This window comes from Sorangium sp. So ce381 (assembly GCF_051473845.1).
GTDB lineage: Bacteria > Myxococcota_A > Polyangia > Polyangiales > Polyangiaceae > Sorangium > Sorangium atrum.
In genome coordinates this window covers 9942101-9962655 of the sequence record NZ_CP150336.1, presented here as the reverse complement: position 1 = coordinate 9962655, position 20555 = coordinate 9942101, and the positions used below count along the sequence as shown (strand labels likewise).

The following is a 20555-nucleotide window of genomic DNA, read 5'->3' as shown; positions in this document are numbered from 1 at the left end:
AACGCCGATCGGGCACGCTGCCGCCACGATGGCCGACCGGACGATGCAGAACAGCCGCGCGGCCTTCTTGATATCGCTCGCACTGGCGGCCGTCGCCTCCTGCGGAGACGACGGCAGCGGAGAGGCGAGCGCCTCGACGACATCTTCCGCGAGCTCGAGCACAAGCGCGAGCGCCGCGACCGGCGGCGGCTCGACCGGCGAGGGCGGTACGAGCGGCGGCGCGACCGATGGCGGCGGTGGCAGCGGCGGCGCAACCGATGGCAGCGGCGGCGCTGGCGGCGTGGGCGGGTCGGTCGGCGGCGGCGGCGGCGGCGGCGGCGCGCCAATGGATATCCTGGATCAGCTGCGCGCGCTCGACGTCGCCGAGGTCACGGAAGAGGCGTCCAAGATCCCCGGCTATCGGTTCTTCGTCATCGAGCTCGAACAACCTGTCGATCACGATGCCCCGGGTGGCGAGCGCTTCCGGCAGCGGCTCGCGCTGCACCACCGCGACTCGAGCGCGCCGCTCGTGCTCGCCGCGACCGGCTACTCGCTTTTTCTCTCCGAGCAGTACATCGAAGAGCCCACCGCGCTCTTGAACGCAAACCAGATCTACATCGAGCACCGGTTCTTCCAGCCGTCGCGCCCGGACCCGGCGGATTGGACCAAGATGACGATCGAAGCGGCGGCCGCCGATCACCACCGCGTCGTCGAAGCGTTCCGCGCGATCTACACCGGGAGATGGATCTCTACGGGAGCGAGCAAGGGGGGAATGACCTCCGTCTACCATCGTCGTTTCTACCCCGATGACGTCGACGGCACGGTGGCCTACGTGACTCCGCTCAGCCACGGCGTTGAAGATCCACGCTACATCGATTTCCTGAACCAGGTCGGCGAGGCCGACTGCCGCGACCGCATCGCCGCGTTCCGGCGCGAGGTGCTGCTCCGGCGCCCGGCGATGCTCGAGCGCGCGGAGACGGAAGCGGACGCGCTGGGCTTGACCTACGATCTGTTCGGCGTCGAGGCGCAGCTCGAGAGCGCCGTGATATGGCTCCCGTTCTACTTCTGGCTCTACTCGCACGAGGTCAACTGCGGCCAGATCCCGGATGCGTCGGCGTCCGACGACGACCTGTGGCTGGCCCTCGGCCTGATCTCGCCCGTGAGCGCCGGCGCCGATGCTGCGTATCTCGCCTTCGAGCCGTACTACTGGCAATGCTACACAGAGCTCGGCGCCCCCATGCCCGATACCGCTGATGTCGCGGACCTGCTCACGTTCGACTGGAGGTCGGTCGATCGCCTGCCGAGCATCCCCGTCGAGCCGGAGTTCTTGCCTGCCGCGATGGAGGACGTCGCGCGCTGGGTCGCTACCGAAGGCAGCGAGCTCCTGTTCATCTACGGCGAGAACGACCCCTGGTCCGCCGGGGCCTTCGATCTCGGCGCGGCGGTGGACTCGTATCGCTATTTCGCGCCGGGCGAGAACCACGGCGCGCACATCGGCGGCCTCGCCCCGGCCGACAGGGACGCCGCGGTGGCGACGCTCGCCCGGTGGGCGGGGGTGCCACGGTCGCTCGTGACGGCGCAGCCCTTGCGCGCTGCCCTCCCCCGCTCTCCGCGCATGCTGCGCCCGCGATTCGCTCTCTGATCGCCTCGCTGTGCCATCGGTGGCCCGGATGCGGCCTGGGGTTCGAAAGGGACAGTGAGGTTGCGCGATCCGGACGCCCCGGACGGCGGGGAACGACCTCGAAGAGGTGCTGCGCATCGTCGAGGACGGCTCTGCGCTGCCGGAGCAGCGCGTCGCTGCGGCGCTCGCGGCGCGCCCGCACGGGGGCGAAGCGGTGGAGAGACGGATCCGCGTCGCCGCCGAGGCGAGCGCCGAGCCGAAGCTGCGGCTGGCGCTGGAGAAGCTGTCCGCCGGGGAGGACGAGGATGAGTTGCTGGAGGAAATCGGCGCCGGCGAGGCCCGGAAGGCGGTGGGATGAGCGGTGCTATAGGAGAGGAAGAATTGAACGCCAAAAGACGCCAAAAGACGCCAAAAGAAGAGAAAAAAGCTCGTGAAGGCGCCAGAAGAAGATTGCAACGGCAGCGCGCCAAGGGAGCGAAGAAGGTAAAATAATCTCTCTTGTCTTTTGGCGTCTTTGCGCCTTGGCGCCCTGGCGTTCAATTCTCCCTCTCCATCCGACCGGCGCTTCAGGCCACCTCGCGCCCCGCGGGTCAGGCGCGGCGAGCGCTTTCCTAGGGCCAGGGCCCTCTCTATATCTTCATGGAACAGGCCGCCTGGGCAGGGTGATAGTCCGCGCGACGCGCGGACGGCGGTTTCTGTGGGGCTATCCATCATAGGAGGGGGCGATGGCAGGATTGCTTCCGGAGTTCCGGAGGTTCATCGACTACGTGTCTCTTGTCTCCCGGAGGCGGGGGCTGCGCCCGGAGCTGCCGGGCGACAGCTTCGTCGCCGAGGTGGTGAGGACGGTCGACGGCGACACGCTCCGCGTGCGCGACGAGCGCGGCGTGACCCATCCTGTCCGGATGCTCTCGATCGATACGCCGGAGACGCACTTCCTCGGCGCCTCGCAGGGGTACTGGGCCGAGGTGGCCGCCGAGCGGCTCTCCGAGCTGCTCCCTGACGGCGCCGAGGTCGAGATCCAGACGGACGAACAGCCGTTCGACGTGTACGGCCGCGTGCTCGGATACGTCCTGTCGCGAGGTCGGCTCATCAACCGGCAGATGCTCGAGGAGGGCCTGGCGACGACCTACATCGTCGCCCCGAACCTCCGTCACGCCCGGGAGCTCTCCGAGGCCGCGCGGCGTAGCTTCGCCGAGCGCCGCGGCATGTTCAGCGACCCCAGCGTCCTGCTCCCGTACGAGTTCCGGTGGAGGATGCGAGGCCATTCGAGCGCGAAGCTCGTCGGCAGCCTGTCTCGAGGCGAGGTGTACGATCTGGCGGAGCGGGAGCGGGTCCCCGTCTGGGATCGGGTATTCTTCTTCGACGCGAAGGACGTCAAGGCGCCGTTCTTCCGCGTCACGCCGGAGCGGCGCCGGCGGGACGGCTGAACCGACCGCCGTGGGGGGCGCGCGCCTCCCGCGGCGCCCCGGTCGCACACACGGAGCGGGCCATGATGCCACGGATCGTGGCAGTTTGCCTCGCGCCACCCCCGCTCCTCGGCTGGACGGAGCGCGCTCGTGAGCTCCGTTGGCACGGTGACCCGCGATGGCGCGAGGCGTGCTCGTTTGCCGATTCGAGCGAGGAGGCACGATCTCCCCGCGCGAATTGCCCCGCTCCGCGCCTGATCAGGAACGGAGCGCACGGCGGGCGCGCCCCTGGCACAGGAGTCGCCTGCGGGCGGAACTGCTCATGGCGCCTCGGCAGTGTGCCCGGCGAGCCGCCATTCGTGTGCACCGGGCGAGAGCTCCGCGCGCCGGGAGGCGGGGCGCTCGGCCGGCCATTTCTGACGACGTACCCCTCGTGAAGGAGCCGCTCTTATGCCTGTGAAGAGAATGGATATCACGTGCATGGTCGCGTGCACTGCGGCGCTCTCCCTCGGCCTCGTGCACTGCGCCTCGACGCCGGGGGCGGTGCCTCTGGAGCCCGTCAGCACGCGCGACGCGCCGCCGGGGACGCCCGAGGCGGTCGCGCCGACGGGCCCGAGGGCGCCCATGAACGCGAATCCGCCGCCCGGCCCCGCCACGCCGCGCACGAGCTACCTGCCGGTCGTCGACAAGGAGCCGTTCGCCGAGCTGGTCGCCCGGATGAAGGCCGACAAGCCCGCGGTGATGAAGCGCCACCAGACGCTGCTCGAGGCGCGGTACGACCTCGCCAACCGCCCTGCGCCGGGGGTCACCATGTCGCGCGGCAAGCCCGTCCAGGGCGGCGTCCGGGTGAAGCTCGAGAAGGGGACGACGTGGGAATCGCTGGCGGCGCTCACGCCCGACGCCATCCGGGATCAGGGGCTCTGGCCGCAGGGCTTCCTGCCGCTGCCCCACCCGAACCAGCCGGAAGGCGGGATGGTCTTCCCGAAGCTCCAGATCGAGGAGCTGAAGCGCCAGACCGGGCGCGATCTCACGCGCTTCGATCTCGACTTCGATCTTCCGGATCACCTCATCTCCGAGTTCCCGGCGCCGATCTACCTCACGACGCGGCCTGATCTCGGCGACGTCTCCAAGGGGCAGCTCGTCACGATCGACAACTTCTACGAGCTCTTCAACGGCATCCTGAACCCGAAGCAGCTCGAGGGGCTCCGCCTCCTCGTCACGCCGTTCCCGCAGATGCAGTTCAACGCGACCTCGGACCGGCGCTCGGAGAAGGCGAGCCTCGGCGTCGCCTGCTTCGATTGCCACGCGAACGGGCACACGAACAACGCGACCCACCTCGTGGGCGACATAAGGCCGCAGGAGTTCCGTCACCGCCTCGACACCCCCACGCTGCGCGGCGTGAACATCCAGCGCCTCTTCGGCTCGCAGCGCGCGCTCAAGACCGTCGAGGACTTCACCGAGTTCGAGCAGCGAGCGGCGTACTTCGACGGTGACCCCGTCATCGCCGTGAAGAAGGGGATCAACATCCTGGACCGCGGGCACCAGGTACACGCGATGTCCGAGTTCCAGGAGATCCTCGACTTCCCCCCGGCGCCGAAGCTCGCCTTGAACGGGCGCCTCGACCCCGCGAAGGCCACGCCGGAGGAGCTCCGCGGAGAGGCGGTCTTCAACGGCAAGGGCCAGTGCGCGACGTGCCATGTCGCGCCGTACTACACGGACAACCTGATGCACAACCTGCGGGCGGAGCGCTTCTTCAAGCCCGTGCTCATCAACGGGCGGATGGCGACCGCGGACGGCCCCATCAAGACGTTCCCGCTGCGCGGCATCAAGGACAGCCCTCCCTACCTGCACGACGGTCGCCTGCTCACGCTGGAGGACACCGTGGAGTTCTTCAACCTCGTGCTCGGCACGAAGCTGACGGCGCAGGAGAAGGCCGATCTCACGGCGTTCCTCCGAGTACTTTAGGAAGGCCGCGGCTTACCGCCGCTCGCGGAGACCTCTTCCCGCCGCCGCTCCGCAGGAGAGGCGCGCCGCGATGCCGTCGAGCACGCAGTCGAGACCCCTGTCGAACGCGGCGTCGGCGGGCGGGTGGGTGGCGTCCTCGACCACCTTGGCGAGCGTCGGGAAGCGGCCGGTGGCGATCATCCGGCGGATGTACGCCTCCGACGCCCGCTGCCATTCGGTCTGATCCATGCCGCTCGCGATCTCCGCGCGCAGCTCGTTGGCCTCGGCGCGGATGGCGCCCATCACATAGGCGTTGACGGTCCCGACCGCCATCATGACGGCGTCGATGTCCTCGAAGCCCGGAGCGCCGCTCAGCGCGGCGAGCGAGGCCTCGAGGTGCGCGAGGGCGTTCGGGCCCAGGTGGGGGCGGCCGCCCAGCAGATCGATGAACCACCCGTGCTCCCTGGCGGCCCGACGCGTGCGGCGGGCGATCGTCCGGAGGGCCTCGCGCCAGTCGCCGGGGATCGGCCCTGCGGACGCCATCTCCCCGTACACCGCGTCCACCATGAGCTCGAGCAGCTCCTCCTTGGTGTCCAGGTAGCCGTAGAGGCGCATCGGGCCCGCGTCGAGCGACGCCCCGATCTTGCGCAGGGACACCGCGGCGAGGCCTTCCGCGTCGGCGAGCGCGATGGCGGCGCGCACGATCCGGTCTCTGCTCAGCGGCCCGGGAGCGGGACGGAGCGCCGGCTCCGGGCGCTCCCAGATGAGGGGGGCGTCGGTCGCGTGCGGTTTCTTCTGCCGTGCGGTCATCGCTCGTCTCGTCTTGTCCGCATCGGCACCCGGTTGACAACAAATCCTGATCGATACACTGTATCGTAGTGATACACTGTATCAAAGGACGGTCTTCATGCACGTAGAATCGACGTCGGTGCTCGTGGTCGGGGGCAGCCTGGTCGGCCTGTCGGCCGCTGTGTTCCTGGCCTGGCGAGGGGTGCGCACGGTGCTGGTCGAGCGGCACGCTGGCAGCTCGCCGCATCCACGCGCGATCGGCTACACGCCGAGGACGCTGGAGCTCTATCGTGCGGTCGGGCTTGGACCGCACATCCCGCAGGTGCCGCCCGGCTTCCGGCTGCGCCGGGCTCGGGTCGAGAGCCTCGCGGGGAAGTGGTTCGAGGAGGTCCCGTGGACGCCCGGGGAGCAGGCGGCGCCCGCGATCGAGCGCTCGCCGTGCGCTGGCGCCGCGATCGCGCAGGATCGCCTCGAGCCCAGGCTTCGAGACAGGGCGATCGAGCTTGGCGCCGACGTGAGGCTCGAGACCGAGCTCACCCGCTTCGAGCAGGACCCAGGCGGCGTGACCGCCTGGCTGCGCGGGCGCGACGGGCGAGAGGTCGCGGTGCGCGCTTCCTACCTGGTGGCGGCGGACGGCCACCGCAGCGCGCTCCGCGAGGCGCTCGGGATCGGCCGCGCCGGGCGAGGGCACATCCGGACGGCGCGCAGCGTCCTCTTCCGGGCTCCGCTCGAGGAGTACCTTCGAACGGGGGTCACGCAGTTCGCGATCGAGCAGCCGGGCTTCAGCGCGTTCCTCACCACGTACGGCGATGGCCGCTGGGTGCTGATGTTCTGGGATGACGAGGAGCGCGACGCGGAGACGCTGAGAGCGCTGATATCGAGGGCGATCGGCAGGCCGGACCTGGAGATCGAGATCCTCACGACCGGGCGCTGGGAGATCAGCGCCCTCGTCGCCGATCGATTCACGTCCGGCAGGGTGTTCCTCGCCGGGGATGCCGCGCACACGCTGCCGCCCAACCGGGGCGGCTACGGCGCGAACACGGGCATCGAGGACGCCCACAACCTCGCGTGGAAGCTGTCAGCGGTCCTGTCGGGCACGTCGACGCCGGAGCTGCTCGACACGTATGACGCCGAGCGGCGCCCGATCGCGTGGCTCCGGCATCACCAGATCTTCGCCCGGGAGGACTACAAGGCACACGCGGGCGGGACCGCCGGAGGCGTGCCGATCATCGACGACGACGCCATGGAGCTCGGGCAGCTGTACCGATCGACGGCGGTGCTCGGCGCCGGCGACGGGCTCCCGCCGGCGTTGCGGCCCGAGCAATGGGCCGGTCAGCCCGGCACGCGCGCGCCGCACGCGTGGGTGGTGAGGGACGGCGAGCGGCTGTCGACGCTCGATCTGCTCCAGCGACGCTGGGTGCTGCTCACCGAGGACGCGCGGTGGTGCCCCGCTGCAGCGCAGGTCGGCGAGCAGCTGGGCATCGAGCTCGAATGCGTCCGCATCGGCGCGGATGTGCTGCCATCCGATGAAGGAGCGTTTTGCAAAGCGTTTGGCCTCGGGGCCGGGGGCGCGTCGCTGGTCCGCCCGGACGGCTACGTGGCGTGGCGTTCTCTCGATCTGCCGGCGGATCCGCGCGGCGCGCTCGCCGATGCCCTCGGGCGGGTGTCGTCGGCCGCGCGCCGCACCGGCGAGCCCGCCGCCCTCACGTAGATGGTCATCGCCAGCCAGGTCGACCGACGAGGATGCTCACGATCGATTGATCCGGAGGACCGGGCACGCAGACGGCCAGCCGCTCACTTCACATAGAAGGCTCGCACCGGCGCAGCTACGCCCTTCAAAGGAGTTCGCCAGCGGATTCCAGCGGACGCTCGCCTCCGGCGCCAGGCCGGCTCACCTCAGGTAGTCGGAGATCGCGTCGTACCAGACGCCCGCCATCCGGGCGTAGCCGGCCTTGTTGGGATGGACCCCGTCGCCGAGCTCGGACGTGGGGAAATCCTTGAACTGATCGACGAAGATGACGTGCGCGCCCTTGTTGGCGCGCTCCTGGACCACCCCGGGGACCTTGGCGTTGTACGTGCTGACCGCGTTTGCGCCGCTCGGGAAAGGAATGATGTTGCTCACGACGATCAGCGCGTCGGGCGCGCCGGCGATCAGCTCGTCGATGAGGGCGCCCAGGCGGGTGTCGGCGCCGTTCGGGCTTTGATACATGTCATTGGTGCCGGCATGGAGCAGCACGATGTGCGGCACGTCGCGGAGCGCCGGGGTCGGCACACGGTTGGCGATCTGCTGGATGGTCTCTCCGCTGATGCCCTCGTGATTGCGCGGGAACGGCTTGCCATCGACCATCGCGGGGCCGTTCATCTGCTGCGTGCCCGTGAACGTGACATCGTGGCCGTCTTGCGTGGCAAGGTGGAAGAGCTCGACCCGGTACCCGCCGTCGAAGCCGAGACCGAAGGTGATCGAGTCCCCGAGGGGCAGGATCTTGCAAGGGCCCGTCGCAGGGCAAGGCTGGAACCCTGTCTCGGGCGCGCCCCCGCTGCCGCTCGAGGTCTCCGCAGCGCTGCTGCTGCTCGCGCCCCCAGCCCCTCCGGCGCTGCTCGAGCTGCTGGAAGAATCCCCACCGCCCGAGCCGCTGGTCGCCGCCGTCGTCGTGCTGCCAGCTCCGCTCGTGGTCGAGGAGACGCCCGAGCCCTCACCCGCGCTCGCCGTCGTCTGGGGGCCGCCGGAGGAAGAAGAAGCACCTCCTCCGGAGCCAGTCGAGTCATCGGACGACCCATCCGAAGCGCTGGAGCAGGCCATAGAGCCGACCAAGAGAAGGCCCACGAGCGGAATCCCACGGGCAAAGGTGCCGAATGCGCCACGGCGGACGAGCAGCGGAGAGGTCGAGGTAGACATGTGAGCAGCGCTCCCGGTCAGCGACCGAAGAAAATTGTGTTGTTGGCAGAGGAGACGGGGGCTCGGCGCAGCGCCACACCACCCGCTCGGGCTCTGCGAGGAAGTGAAGGGAAGGGTACGTGGCGCTCGCAGCGAGGTCGTTCAAATTCCCGGCGAACGTTTTCAGGATCCCGACGCGGGGGACCCGATCCGCCCAGCGCCAGCGAGCACCGGTGGGTGAGCGCTCACATGCCCAGCGCACGAGGGGCTTGACCCCCGTCTTGCTCGACGCCGACGATGCTCCTGGGCGACCCCACGCATGACCGCGGAGTTTTCAGCGAAGTACGGCGCGGCTCTCACCGGATCGGACTGGGTGGGGCTGCCCCTCCGGATCGGGCACGTGCCGGAGAGCGGCCGGCTCGAAGCACTCTCGGCGGAGAGCGATGCGATCCTGGTCTGGACGGGAGGCCCCTCGCGGGTCGACATTCGCTTCGCGGAGCCGACCTCGGGCGAGGTCCGGGAGCATTCCTTCGAGCGGCTCTCGGGAATGATGGACCTCTTGCCGCGGAGGACCAGGCTGTACAGCGTCGAGTGGCGGGGGCGCCCCTCCGTGTGCACGTCGGTAAACTTCCCCGAAGCATCCATGTTGGCGCTCTGTGCGTCTCCGTCCGGCGTGCTGGTTCCGGAGCGGGAGCCGCGGTTCGGTCTGGTGGACGCCCATGTCGTCGACCTGGTTCATCGCCTGCAGGCGCAGGCCGCGGGCCAGGAGTATTTCGGGGCCGTCTACGTGCAGTCGCTCTGCCTGGCGCTGGCTTCCTACCTATCCGCGCGGTACGGCGCGGGATCAGGGGCGGAGATCTCGCTGCGCAACGCGAGCCTCTCGAGGAGCCAGCGCACCCAGATCGAAAAATTCGTGGACAGCGAGCTCTCCTCGAACTTCGGGCTGGTCGACCTGGCAGGGCTGGTGGGCTACTCGCCGGACCATTTCTCGCGCTTGTTCAAGAACGCCTTTCACCAGACTCCGCACCAGTACGTCATTTCACGCCGCATCGAGAAGGCGATGACCATGCTCCAGGACGAGCGGCTGTCCATCGCGGAGATCGCCCTGGAGTGCGGCTTCTCCAATCAGGGGCACCTCACCACGGCGTTCAAGCGCCGTACGGGAACGACGCCCGGCGCGTATCGTAAGAAGTGATGGCCCGGCCGGCTTCTCGGGCGCACGCGATCCGCTCGCGGCGAGCAGCGCGTGGCGCTCCGGCGCACGCCGGCGGGGCTGCGCCGTCCGCGACCGCATGAGCGGCCGCGCGCGTGTTCGACGATCACTCGACCGGCGAGGCCGACGGGCCCTGGGCTTCGTCCTGAGATCCATCGAGCGTCAGGCCCGGATCGATCCGCGCCGCCGCGCCTCGCAGGGCGAGTTGCCGCTGCAGCACCTGCTTGGTCCGCAGGACGCCCGACACCGAGCGGATGAAGCTCCGGTGATCCGCGCCGAAGTCGATCCGGGGCACCGAGAACGGCGCGTCCGCGGAGCTACGGAATCCGTTGGCGGTCGCATAGTCACCAGGCCAGTTGGTCACGGCTCCCAGGAAGCCGAGCCGGCGAAGCGTCGCGCACTCGCGAGGACCGAAGTCCGTCCCCACATGCCCGTTCGGATAACAGAAGATGGGGACCGGGCGCCTGGCCTCGGCGCGCAGGCGCGCCCAGGACACGTGGATCTCGTGCTTCGATTGCGCGTCGCTCGTCCTGGAGAGCACCGGATGGGTGACCGTGTGCGGACCGAACGTGATGCCGCGCGCCTCGCACGCGCGGACGTCATCCCACGACATGGGCGCGTAACGCGCGGGGGGGCGCGCCGGGAGATCGACCTCGGCCGCGGCGGCGAGCCGCACGATGGCGCGGAGCTTCTCGGTCTCGGGCACGCGCTTGCACCGCTCCATGAAGCGCCGCGCGAGCTGCGCCCGCGGGACGCCGGCGTCCAGGCGGATGACGTGGCGGAGGCCGTCCACCGTCACGCTGAGCTCGCGGCGCCGCGTCGTCTCGAACACGTGCTCCACGCGGTGCCACCAGCACCACAGATCGCCGTCCAGATAGCCGCTCACCACGAAGATGGTGGCCGGGCAATCGAACTCCGCGAAGATTGGCGCGGCGACCGTCGCCTGGTCGATCGTGCCGTCATCCATCGTGAAGGCGACGGCCCGATCGATGGGCGGCTCCTCACCCGCGAGGCTCCGGAACACCCGCTCGAGCGACACGATCGGATACCGCTCGCGCCTCAGGAACTGCAGCGCGCGCCGGAGGGCGCGCGGATCGAGGCCCTCGATCCCGTGATCCGGGTCCGCGAGCCGATGCATCACGATGATGGTCGAATGGCCGTGCATCATCGGTGTGAATGGCCGCGTCGCCCACGGCGCGGCCAGGAGATCCGAGAGCCATCGCATTGCGTTCGGCATGAGTCATCCCCCCTCGAGAGCGTTTGAAAGCAGCAGAGTTCGGCGATGGCGGCGCTCCGCCGCCTGATCAGCTCGCGAGCGGCGCCGGCGAGCGCGACGACGGGTGATCGCCGAGCGCTCGCCCGTCGCGGTGCGCGGCGGCGGTGTTTACGCGCGGCCGCTGGTTCTCGCCCCAGAACCGGGCGAGCAGCGTGCTCGGGCGGACAGCGGCGACACGCTGCGAATGCCGCAGGAGCAGCAGCGCGTACAGATCCATGTAGCGCTCGGCCATCCGGATCGCGGAGTAGCGCCGGAGCGCGAGCATCCGGCCGCACCGGCCCATCTGCGCGGCGCGGGCGGGATTGGCGTGGAGCTCCGAGAGCTTTGCGGCGAGCGGCGCCACCTCGTTGGACGGCACGAGGAAGCCCGTCTCCCCGTCGACGAGCACGGTGGACACGCCGCCCACGTCGGTCGCGACGGCCGGAAGGCCAGCGGCCATCGCCTCGAGGAGCGCGAGCGGCAGGCCCTCGGACAGGGACGGCAGCGCGAACACGTCGAGCGCGGCGAGGAGCGCCGGCACGTCGTGGCGCTCGCCTGCGAACAGCACGCGCTCCGACACCCCGAGCTCGCGCGCGAGGGCGTCGAGCCGCCCGCGCTCGGCGCCCTCGCCGACGAGGAGCACCCGTCCGTTCCGGGGCAGCGACGTCGCGGCGGCGCGCACGAGCAGCGCCTGGTTCTTCACGGGAGAGAGGCGCCCCACGGTCCCGACGACCCAGGCGTCTCGCGGAATCGCGAGCTCGGCCCGCACCCGCGCCCTGGCCGCCGGATCCGGCGCGAACCGCGATAGATCGATGCCGTTCACCACGACATGCAGCTTCGGCGGATCGACCTCGCGCCGGTCGAGGACGACCGCGGCGGTCGGCTGCGACACCGCGACATGGGCATCGACGAACGCGGACGCGGCGCGGCGCAGCCAGCTCCGTCCTTGCATGCCCTGGGACACGCCGTGCGTCGTGTGGATGACGGAGACCCGGTGCAGCCATCCGGCGGGCGCCGCGTAGATGAGCGAAAGGTCGTTGTGCGCGTGGACGAGCATGACGCCCTTCGTCGCGAACAGCGCGGCGAGGCGGGCCGTGAGCGTCGTGTCGAACCCCGGGCATTTCGGCACGAGGTGCACCTCGACCCCGCGCCGCCGGAGCTGCTCCGCGCGCGGGCCGTCTGGATCCTCCGCGATCGCGACCGCCAGCACGTCATGCCCCGCGGCGCGCTGGGACGCGGCGAGATCGACGACCACCTGCTCGGCGCCGCCGGTCTGGAAGCTGCTCACCACGTGCGCGATGGCGAGCCGCCGGGAAGCCCGTGAATCCTTGAGATCACGAGCCTCGATACCGCAATCGGTCCGTACCTCCATACCCCTCTCCCCCCATCGAGTAGACTGCCGATCTTTCGACTCGGCCGCTCATCGAGCGCCAGGACATGCTTCGCTGTCCTCCCGTCACGCCGTGTCTCTCCGGTACGGAACACACCGTCCAAAACATCGCCGGAGCGAACCTGGGACGGATGGCGTCTCGACCTGGCCGATCGACACGAGCGCTGCAGCACGCCGCATGACTACATTGCGGACGGCAGCGGCGCGACTCGAATCTACTATACGGCCAATTCGCGAACTGACAAGCACATCGCACAACGAACGAGAAGACCGGAGTACAGGGGCTGCACAACCTCGAAGAGGACATGGATCGCGGCGTCCAACGGTGGTGATCCGTCCCAGTCTTCGACTGGCCATGTCCCTCGGGGGCGATACCTCACCGGCCCCTGAGGTCGCCGAGAGCCGGCGTGGCGGCGCGGTCGCTGGCCCCAAAAGTCGTTCGTTTTCGCTGAATTACAAAAATCGTCGCCGGCTGGTCACGAAAGGTGAGCCGCGTCTGGCTCGTCTGAGCACTGTAGAGGGCGTGCCGCGGCCCGGGCCGGGGGTCGACCTGGGATGGAGCATGGTTGGCAGCGGCTCGCCTTGCGGCGGCGCCGGGGGTGACTTCGGATCATCGTCTCCTCACGGAGCACGGAGCAAGGGGCACCGCGATGGATATTGCCGGACGGAGGACACCTCGATGCAGATCGCCGACGGCGCAGCAGCGCGCGCCTGGGGGGCTACGCCGATCGCGATCCGAATCAACGGATGCGCGCCGGTGCCTCGCGGAGGTAATCGAGCAGCCGAGCCTCGTCGCTACCGATCATCCGATCGATGCCGTCCTCGCGGACATGGCGCTGGATCTGCAGCGCCCCCGCGGTCGTGCGCACGAGGATGGCGATGCGCCGGAAGCCGCCCATCACGACCGGCCGAATCCGCTGCATCGCCGCCTCGAACTGCGGATCATTCCGCCCTGCCGCCGCGCGCAGATCGATGAGCAGACACAGCCGATGGCGGTCGACCCGGTCCAGCGCGCGCCCCACCTCCATCCACAGCGCCTCGAACTGCGCGACAGACTCGGACGGCAGCGCGCTCCGCGTGACCCGCGCGATCTGCAAGACCGGGTCGATCGTCACCGTGTGGTGCGCGTTGCGGAGGATCTCGAGCATGGCCAACGACCATTGTACCAGACCCAGAGCAGCCCAGCGAGCGAGCCGAGCATCCCAGGTGGAGCTGCCGAGTTCGTCGGCTTGGCCTGGTTGTTCCTTCGACGCCGCCGGAAGAGACGCCTCGGACACGTACTGGAAACCTGCTCGGCAAGCCTCACCGCGTAAATCGCGCTGACGCGCAGTGGCAAATCCCGGACAGGAGTGGCGCGGGACGCGCTCGGCCGGCGCAGTCAGCTGTACGATTCCCGCTCAGCCCGTGCTGGCCGGCGGACTGAACCGGGACCTGCGCCCACCTCGGCGTGGAACGCGAGCCTACACTGTGCGATGCAGGGTCAGGTCGCGATGCGCCGGCAGGCGGACGAAGCGAAGGCACTCGCCGATTCCATCAGAACACTCTTTTACGCGATCGGACACCCCCTGAGAATGACGCCCTATCAACGGTCTATCCACACCGTTGATTGCGGGCATGCAAGCACCTGCGGTACCCTCTAGATCCATGCGGCGAGGGGGGGCGTCGGCGAGCGGATCCAGGTCGAGAAGCTACACGCGCGGTTTGAAAGGGGCCTTGCCCTTCATCGACCGGCTGCTCGGCCGGGCAGGAGAAAGTAGGATCTACCAATGACCGACCTGCCCGTCGCCCTGCGGCCGCTCGATGCCATCGAGCTCGATGCGTTCGTCGAGCTCGTGATCTCTTCGTACGCCGGCGATCGCGCGAGCGCCGTGGACGCCCGGACTGCGGACGCGCAGCGCAACGCGCGCTCCCAGGTGGAGGCGCTCCTGCCGCAAGGGCTCGCCACCCCCGACCACCACCTCTATTCGGTGCTGGAAGGGAATGCCGTGGTCGGGCACCTCTGGATCGGGATGACCAGCGTGGACGGGTTTCGAAGCGCGTTCATCTACGATATCCACCTGCGTGAGGACGCCCGCGGCCGGGGCCTCGGGCGCCGGGTCATGGCGCTCGCCGAGGAGGCCGCCCGCGGACTGGGCGCCCGGGATATCGAACTCCACGTCTTCGCGCAGAACACGCGGGCGCGGCGGCTCTACGAGTCGCTCGGCTACCGGATCACGAGCCTGAGCATGAGAAAACGCCTCGGTTGACGGCTGCGCGGCGTGGCAGAGGGCGCTTCTGGCCCCCTGAAGAGAGAGCTCGAACGACAGAGGCCCAGAGGAGACTGGCGACACCGGGGCGCGCGCGGCCCCGGCGCGCCGAGCCGCTCACCGGATCGCGAGCGGGATGCCCGGTGAGCCGGACGCGCCCCGGAGGGGCAGCGGGCTGTAGACGTAGAAGAACTCGTAGGGGCTCTTGTGGCCGTGGGGATGCTGCTGGAGCTCCGCGGCCAGATCCGCGGCCAGCTCCGAGAGCACCATCACCTCGTGCATGAAGATTCCGCTCTTCACCAGCAGGTGATGGTGCACCGGGAAGACCACCCCCGGCGCCACCGGAGGCTTCGGCGGGGTGACCTCGATGCCGAAATTGTCCGACCCGACGCAGGCGATGCCCTTCGATGCGAGCCACTTCGCGACCTCGATCCCGATCCCCGGCTGGGCCAGCCCCACGCCCGGCTGCGTGTAATACCCCTCGGTGCCGAGCTCCCAGTTCTCCTCCCAGCCCGTGAAGATCAGCACGACGTCGCCGACGCCGATGTCGCGCTCGTCCATCTTCTGCGCGCGCAGCGTCTTGTTCACCATGGCCAGCGTGATCTCCTGGCCGAACGCGAGCGTCTGCCCGCCGTTCGCGTAGCGCTTGACGTCGAGCAGCACGCCGCGCGTGACGATCGGCTTCACATGCTCGACGCCGAGGTGCGCGAGCCCGTCCTCCGTGAGGACCTCGGCGCCAGTGAACTGGTTGTAGAAGAGCGCGTCGGCGGGGTCCGTGCTCCCGGGCGGGATGTAGCCGAAATGGCCCAGCGCGTCGAACTCCGTCCCCATCTGGCCGAACTCCCCGTGCATCACCTCGGAGTTCGTGACCTGCTGCTGGATGACCGAGGTCGGCCCGGCCTCCAAGGAGAGCCCCTGGTTGCCCGGGAACGTCGGCATCCCCGGCTCGTAGACGTGACCCAGGCGATAGACCTTGCCCTCCTTGATCAGGCGCTTGGCCTCGAGGACCTTGTCCGGCGTCTGCGTGTTGGAGGCGCCCGCCTCGTCGTCAGGGCCCCACGGCGAGGGACCGGGCACCGGATCGTAACCTCCCACCCCCAGCATTGGCACGCCGCGGGCCAGCGCCGCGCCTCCAACAAGGCTGACGGCCATGGTCACCACGATCGCGCCACGTAACGGCATCGCTCCAGGCTTCATAGGCAACCTCCTGGGTCACATCGCACGTTGTACCGACAGCGCCCCACGCTCCCATTGTGGGCGCGGGCGCATGTCATGAATAGGATACACCGTCAGGGGCGCAAGAATACTGCTCTTCCGAGATCCTCGCGGGCTCCGCCAATGCTGTGAAGGCCTTGTGCGTACCGGCGTACACCCGGTCTGTTGGTGGGAGCGCGCTCGGTTACCGTCGGTTACCGGCGGAGCCGGCGTCCGAGCGCGTAGGCGATGCCGCTCTCCAGGGTCCCTGTGGTCACGATGCCGCTCAGATCGGCGCCCATCGTCGTGAGCGTCTGCGCGATCTGCGGCTTGATCCCGGTGAGCACGACCCGGGTGCCGAGCAGCCCCGCGGCCCGGGCCGCGTCGACGAAGGATTGCGCCACCCGCTCGTCGACGAACTTCACCCCGGTGATGTCGAGGATGGCGATCTTGGCCCGCCGGTCGGCGATCCCTTCAAGCAACGTCGTCAGGATCTGCTCGGCGCGCGCGGGGTCGACGCTCCCGACGATCGGCATCGCGACGACGCCGCGCGCCAGCGGCAGGAGCGGCGTGATGAGTTCCTGGATCGTCGCCTGCTGAATCTCGATGAGCTGACGCTGCATCTCCGCGCGCTCGGCCTCGGCCTGCTTCGTTCGGCTGATGTCCACCGAGACGGTCCCGACCGCGTAGATCTTCCCCTCGGCGTCGCGGATGGGGAACTTGGTCGACAGGTAGGTGCGCGGACCGCTCGGGAAGACGAGCACGTGCTCGGATGCGCCCGGGCGTCCGGCGGCTGCGACCTCTTCATTGGCTTTTCGTATCGAGGCGGCGGCCGGCGCCGGGAGAATGTCGTAGACGACCCGCCCGAGCAATTCCTCGCGGCTCATCCTGTAAAAGGACTCGATCTCGCGGTTCACGAGGAGGAGGCGGCCCGCGGCGTCCACCGCGACCATCATGGACGGCGTGTATTCGAGGAACGCATGGAGCAGGCTCTCACTCCGCTCGAGCATCTGCTCCGTATGCTTGCGCGCGGTGATATCGTGCGCCGATCCCAGCATCCGGCGCCCCGGTCCCTCGGGATCGCGGCCGAGCGCGACGCCTCGCTCGAGGAACCATCGCCAGCCGCCGTCGCGACCGCGCACACGGTACTCCACGGTCGTCTGCTCCTCGCTCTCCGAGGCGGCCACGCGAGCCCGGTACTCCTCGATGCGACCGATATCGTCCGGATGGACTATCGGGGACAGGCCGTCACCGCGGGGCGGGCCTTCGGCCGCTCCGCCGCCCCCTCCGACGAGATCCACGAGCTCCCGGTTACGATAGATGTACCGCCCCTCATCGAGATCGAGCACGTAAACGAGGCTGGGCAGCGCGTCGAGCAAGCGCTCCGGGAAGCTGCGGTCGGCCTCCTCCAGCTCGGCGACGCGGGAGCGCAGGCGCTGCACTTCCTTCTGCAATGCATCCAGCTCCGCCTCGAGCGCCACGGTCTTCTGCGCGTCCATCGCCCTCCCAGGGGATGTTATCCCAGCTGCGGGCTGAGGTGGGTCACAATTTTCCTGCCTATCCAATGTCTCCCCGTCAGCGCCCCTGGCGCGCGGGGCGCACGGCCCCCTGAGCTTCTCTCCGGGCCGGCGCTGCGCTAGTGGGACAGCATGCACAGCGTCTTGGAAGCGTTCAAGGCCTGCGGGTGGGCAGCGTGGCTCGCCCTCCTGGCCGGGACGGCCGGCATCGGGACCGGCCTTGTGGGGGCCGCGATGCTGGCGACGAAGGCGCGCGGCTTTGCCTGGATCCCGGGCGCTGTCGCCGTGCTGCTGGGGCTCGGCGCCGTCTCTGTGGGGCTGCTCGGCCGCTCCATGGGACTTGCCCGCGTGGAAGAGGCGCTCGGTTATCCCGGCGTCGAGATCGACGCCGCGCAGCGCGAGATGATCCGGCGCGTCGGCACGGAGGAGGCCAATCAGTGCGTGACGATCGGCGCCTCGCTCGGTGCCCTGCCGTTCGTGATCGGCGCGGCCGCGGTCGGGATCGGGCTCGCGCTCCGCAACAAGACAGCTTGATGTATCCAGGCTACCGAGCGCACGCGTGACAGGCTCACGCAAGGCGAATGCTGCCTGAACGCCATGACGCCGACGACCGGCACTTCCTGGGACTCAGCGCTTCCGGCGCCTTCTGACGCCCCAAAGCACGAGGGTGAGGAGCGCGAGGCTCGCTGCATCCGGCCGGTGTCCGCGAAGCGTGCTGCACGCGCAGCCGGCTGAATCATCGGCGCTGCTCGGAGGGGTGCCTCCGCCGCCCGTGCCCGAGGTTCCGCCGCCGCCGACGCTCGTCGTGCCGCCGCTGGTTGCGTCGCCGCTCGTCGCTCCTCCGCTCGTGGCTCCTTCGCTTGCGCTTGCGCTTGCGCCGCCCGACCCCGTATCCGCGGTGCCGCCGCTGCCCGCGCCGGCGCCCCCCGCTCCGCCAGCGCCGGAAACCCCCGCGGTCTCGACGAGCCCCGTCTCGAAGCAGCCAAGATCCGGAGCGGAGCCTGCGTAGGGCAGCCCGACGTCGACGCCCTTGTCGATGGCGTCGCTGTTCGACGCGAGGCGGAAATTCGTGAGGACGGGCAAGCTTCCGTCGGCCTGTCGCGGAGCTTCCAGCCCCATCTCGGACGGGTTCTGAAAGTCCGCGTTCGAGACCGTGACACCACCCGCCGTCCAGGAGTTGTTCGCGTCGTCGGCGTCGTTGCGGTTCGAGAACAGCGTCCCGCCGAACGCCAGGTTGTTCCGGTAAACCCCGACGGTGATGTCGTTCCCGTTCGAATCCATCCCGAGCATGTTGAAGTCGGGGCGATTGCCGTACGAGGTGTTGTTGTAGAAGTAGAGCGTGCTCGGGTGGTGGTTCGCGTAGAACCCTGCCGCCCTGTTGAAGGCGGCGAGGCAGTTTTGCACCGTGTGCGCCGCGGGCTCGGCCGGAAATTTCGCCGGATCGGCGCCGTAGCCGCCGCCCTTGAAGCCGTTGCCGTTGCCGATGCCGGTCTGCGTCCCCGGCTTGTAGCCGTTGTACCAGGCCCACGAGTCCTCGACGAGGCAGGCTGCGCCGGAGTTGATGAAATCGTAGCCGTCGTCCGCGTTCCACCAGGCGCGGCAGCCTCGAAATACGTTGCCCGTCTCCCGGGCGCCGACGTGACAGCCGAAGCCGTCCGCGCTCTCGCCCGCGCCGTTCGACGTGAGCTCGTCGAAGTTGTCGTGCGAGTCGCAGTTGAGCACGAGGTTGTTGCTGCCGCGCTGGATGAAGATGCCGGCGCCCATGATGTGGTGGACGTCGAGCGCCTCGAAGATGTTGTTGCTCCCCTGGTTCCACACTCCCCAGGACTCGTGGTTCAGGTTGTTGTTCTGGCGAACGCCTCTGATCTCGAGCCCCTTGAGGTGAATGAAATTGCCGGACACGAGGATGCCCTTGATACGGCAGGAATCCCTGATGCCGTCGAAATCGAAGACGGGCTTCTCGCCGGGCGCGGCCCAGTACCTGATGAGATTGCCGGCGCTCCCGCTCTTGTTCAGCACCACACCGCTGATGGTCGCCGTCCCGCTCGAGCAGGTGGTGGTGCCCTGCCTGTACGCGTACGTGCCGCCCTTGAAGTAGAAGACGTCGCCGGCCATGGCCACGCTCTGCGCTTTGGCCATCGACGCGAACGGCGCGTCTTCGCTGCCGGCGTTCGCGTCGTTGCCGGCGGGCGCCGGGGCCACGTAGTAGTCCTTTGCCCAGCCGCTCGTCGCAACCAGCAGCGGAGCGCCCAGCGCAGACAGCGAGAGAAGGAGCCGCACGTTCATCCTTGCACCAGCCCGAGGTCGTCGAGGTTGAAGCCCGCCGAAACCGTGGGAAAGCACACCCAAACGTCCTGGAGACGTCAAGCCCAAACTGCAGGACCTCCGGGTTGACAGAACCAACGTCTGTGCGATATCGGCTGCAGGTGCGCCGCTCGCGCACATGGGGAGTGGATCCATGCGACGATTCGCGATCTCTCGTTGGCTGATAGCGTGCTTGGCGAGCTGTACCTCCGCGCCGCCGTCCATGCCGGGGGACGGGGTCGTCGAGGGACCTCCGCCCCCTGCGCCGTCGTGCCCGACCCAGAAGCTCGCGTTCACCAGGGACACGGGGTGCGTGAACGATGGATCCCTGGAGTTCTGCCTGCCGTCGGGCGACGCGGCGCTCCTCGCGCGCGTGCGGACCATCGCGCCCACGATCCGGGCCGGCTCGTCGGGCGGGCGCGCCAGGTGCGATGTGTCGAAAGAGACCCTGTACTTCTTCCCCACGGGAGACGCCGAGTGCACCGCGCGCCATGGAGCGCTCGAGGACGCGGCATGGGACCAGGTCTGTCGTATCGCCGCGCTGCCCGAGGTGCGGGAGATCGTGCCGACGTGGTACGAGTGAGCGCAGGCGGGCGCTCCTGCGTTGGCTCGCCGGCCGAGCGGCCCGGCCGCGCCGATTCTCGGTAGAACCACGCCGCGGAGAGGGCCGTGCGCCATCTCCCCTGGGCGCGCGGGGGGTGAGCAACCTGATCACGGGCGCGCGAGACCGGCCGCTCTGGAGTCACTTGACACCGCTCGGGGACGGCACCTTGTTCGCCGTGGTCCGACCCCTTCCGTGCCCCGCCCGACTCATGCGCTCTC

The 20555-nt window shown here is 69.2% G+C and carries 17 protein-coding genes; 9 read left to right on the top strand and 8 right to left on the bottom strand.

The annotated features are described in order from the left end of the window. Positions 1-28: 28 nt before the first annotated feature. The 4 genes from WMF29_RS37420 (at position 29) to WMF29_RS37405 (ending at position 4971) form a co-directional block, all read left to right on the top strand. Positions 29-1621 carry a S28 family serine protease gene (locus tag WMF29_RS37420; protein WP_437324887.1) on the top strand — a complete coding sequence of 531 codons (1593 nt, stop codon included), beginning with the start codon at positions 29-31 and terminating at the stop codon, positions 1619-1621. Positions 1622-1727: 106 nt separating this feature from the next. Next, positions 1728-1958, top strand: a complete 231-nt coding sequence (locus WMF29_RS37415) for a hypothetical protein (protein ID WP_437324886.1) — start codon at positions 1728-1730, stop codon at positions 1956-1958. Positions 1959-2325: 367 nt separating this feature from the next. Further along, positions 2326-3027, top strand: coding sequence for a thermonuclease family protein (locus tag WMF29_RS37410; protein ID WP_437324885.1), 702 nt, complete (start codon positions 2326-2328; stop codon positions 3025-3027). A 603-nt stretch (positions 3028-3630) separates the two neighbouring features. Beyond that, positions 3631-4971 carry a cytochrome B6 gene (locus WMF29_RS37405; protein ID WP_437331206.1) on the top strand — a complete coding sequence of 447 codons (1341 nt, stop codon included), beginning with the start codon at positions 3631-3633 and terminating at the stop codon, positions 4969-4971. Between the two features lie 12 nt (positions 4972-4983). Here the strand turns inward: WMF29_RS37405 and WMF29_RS37400 are convergent, their stop codons facing one another. Then, on the bottom strand, positions 4984-5760 hold the full coding sequence (locus tag WMF29_RS37400; protein ID WP_437324884.1) for a TetR/AcrR family transcriptional regulator: 777 nt from the start codon (positions 5758-5760) through the stop codon (positions 4984-4986). Positions 5761-5857: 97 nt separating this feature from the next. Between WMF29_RS37400 and WMF29_RS37395 the strand changes: the two genes are divergently transcribed. Next, on the top strand, positions 5858-7450 hold the full coding sequence (locus tag WMF29_RS37395; RefSeq protein WP_437324883.1) for an FAD-dependent monooxygenase: 1593 nt from the start codon (positions 5858-5860) through the stop codon (positions 7448-7450). 180 nt (positions 7451-7630) lie between these two features. On the opposite strand, the gene WMF29_RS37390 is transcribed toward WMF29_RS37395, so the two are convergent. Then, complete coding sequence (locus WMF29_RS37390) at positions 7631-8539, bottom strand: SGNH/GDSL hydrolase family protein (RefSeq protein ID WP_437324882.1); 909 nt, start codon at positions 8537-8539, stop codon at positions 7631-7633. A gap of 394 nt (positions 8540-8933) precedes the next feature. Here WMF29_RS37390 and WMF29_RS37385 point away from each other — a divergent pair, with 394 nt between their 5' ends. Next, positions 8934-9809, top strand: coding sequence for a helix-turn-helix domain-containing protein (locus WMF29_RS37385; protein WP_437324881.1), 876 nt, complete (start codon positions 8934-8936; stop codon positions 9807-9809). A gap of 124 nt (positions 9810-9933) precedes the next feature. On the opposite strand, the gene WMF29_RS37380 is transcribed toward WMF29_RS37385, so the two are convergent. From WMF29_RS37380 to WMF29_RS37370, 3 genes are all read right to left on the bottom strand, one after another. Continuing rightward, a complete protein-coding gene (locus WMF29_RS37380; protein WP_437324880.1) occupies positions 9934-11064 on the bottom strand; it encodes a polysaccharide deacetylase family protein in 1131 nt (376 codons plus the stop codon). Between the two features lie 67 nt (positions 11065-11131). Next, a complete protein-coding gene (locus tag WMF29_RS37375) occupies positions 11132-12454 on the bottom strand; it encodes a glycosyltransferase (RefSeq protein ID WP_437324879.1) in 1323 nt (440 codons plus the stop codon). 758 nt (positions 12455-13212) lie between these two features. Further along, positions 13213-13620, bottom strand: a complete 408-nt coding sequence (locus tag WMF29_RS37370) for a hypothetical protein (protein ID WP_437324878.1) — start codon at positions 13618-13620, stop codon at positions 13213-13215. A gap of 618 nt (positions 13621-14238) precedes the next feature. Between WMF29_RS37370 and WMF29_RS37365 the strand changes: the two genes are divergently transcribed. After that, complete coding sequence (locus WMF29_RS37365; RefSeq protein ID WP_437324877.1) at positions 14239-14718, top strand: GNAT family N-acetyltransferase; 480 nt, start codon at positions 14239-14241, stop codon at positions 14716-14718. 117 nt (positions 14719-14835) lie between these two features. On the opposite strand, the gene WMF29_RS37360 is transcribed toward WMF29_RS37365, so the two are convergent. Together WMF29_RS37360 and WMF29_RS37355 are read right to left on the bottom strand one after the other, a co-directional pair. Beyond that, positions 14836-15915 carry a cyclase family protein gene (locus tag WMF29_RS37360; protein ID WP_437324876.1) on the bottom strand — a complete coding sequence of 360 codons (1080 nt, stop codon included), beginning with the start codon at positions 15913-15915 and terminating at the stop codon, positions 14836-14838. 212 nt (positions 15916-16127) lie between these two features. Beyond that, complete coding sequence (locus WMF29_RS37355; protein ID WP_437324875.1) at positions 16128-17411, bottom strand: PAS domain-containing protein; 1284 nt, start codon at positions 17409-17411, stop codon at positions 16128-16130. A gap of 150 nt (positions 17412-17561) precedes the next feature. Between WMF29_RS37355 and WMF29_RS37350 the strand changes: the two genes are divergently transcribed. After that, positions 17562-17963, top strand: coding sequence for a hypothetical protein (locus WMF29_RS37350; RefSeq protein WP_437324874.1), 402 nt, complete (start codon positions 17562-17564; stop codon positions 17961-17963). Positions 17964-18056: 93 nt separating this feature from the next. On the opposite strand, the gene WMF29_RS37345 is transcribed toward WMF29_RS37350, so the two are convergent. Continuing rightward, entirely contained in the window at positions 18057-19709 is a 1653-nt protein-coding gene (locus tag WMF29_RS37345; protein WP_437324873.1) for a right-handed parallel beta-helix repeat-containing protein, read from the bottom strand. A gap of 178 nt (positions 19710-19887) precedes the next feature. On the opposite strand from WMF29_RS37345, the gene WMF29_RS37340 reads away from it, so the two are divergent. Then, complete coding sequence (locus WMF29_RS37340) at positions 19888-20316, top strand: hypothetical protein (RefSeq protein WP_437324872.1); 429 nt, start codon at positions 19888-19890, stop codon at positions 20314-20316. Positions 20317-20555: the final 239 nt, after the last annotated feature.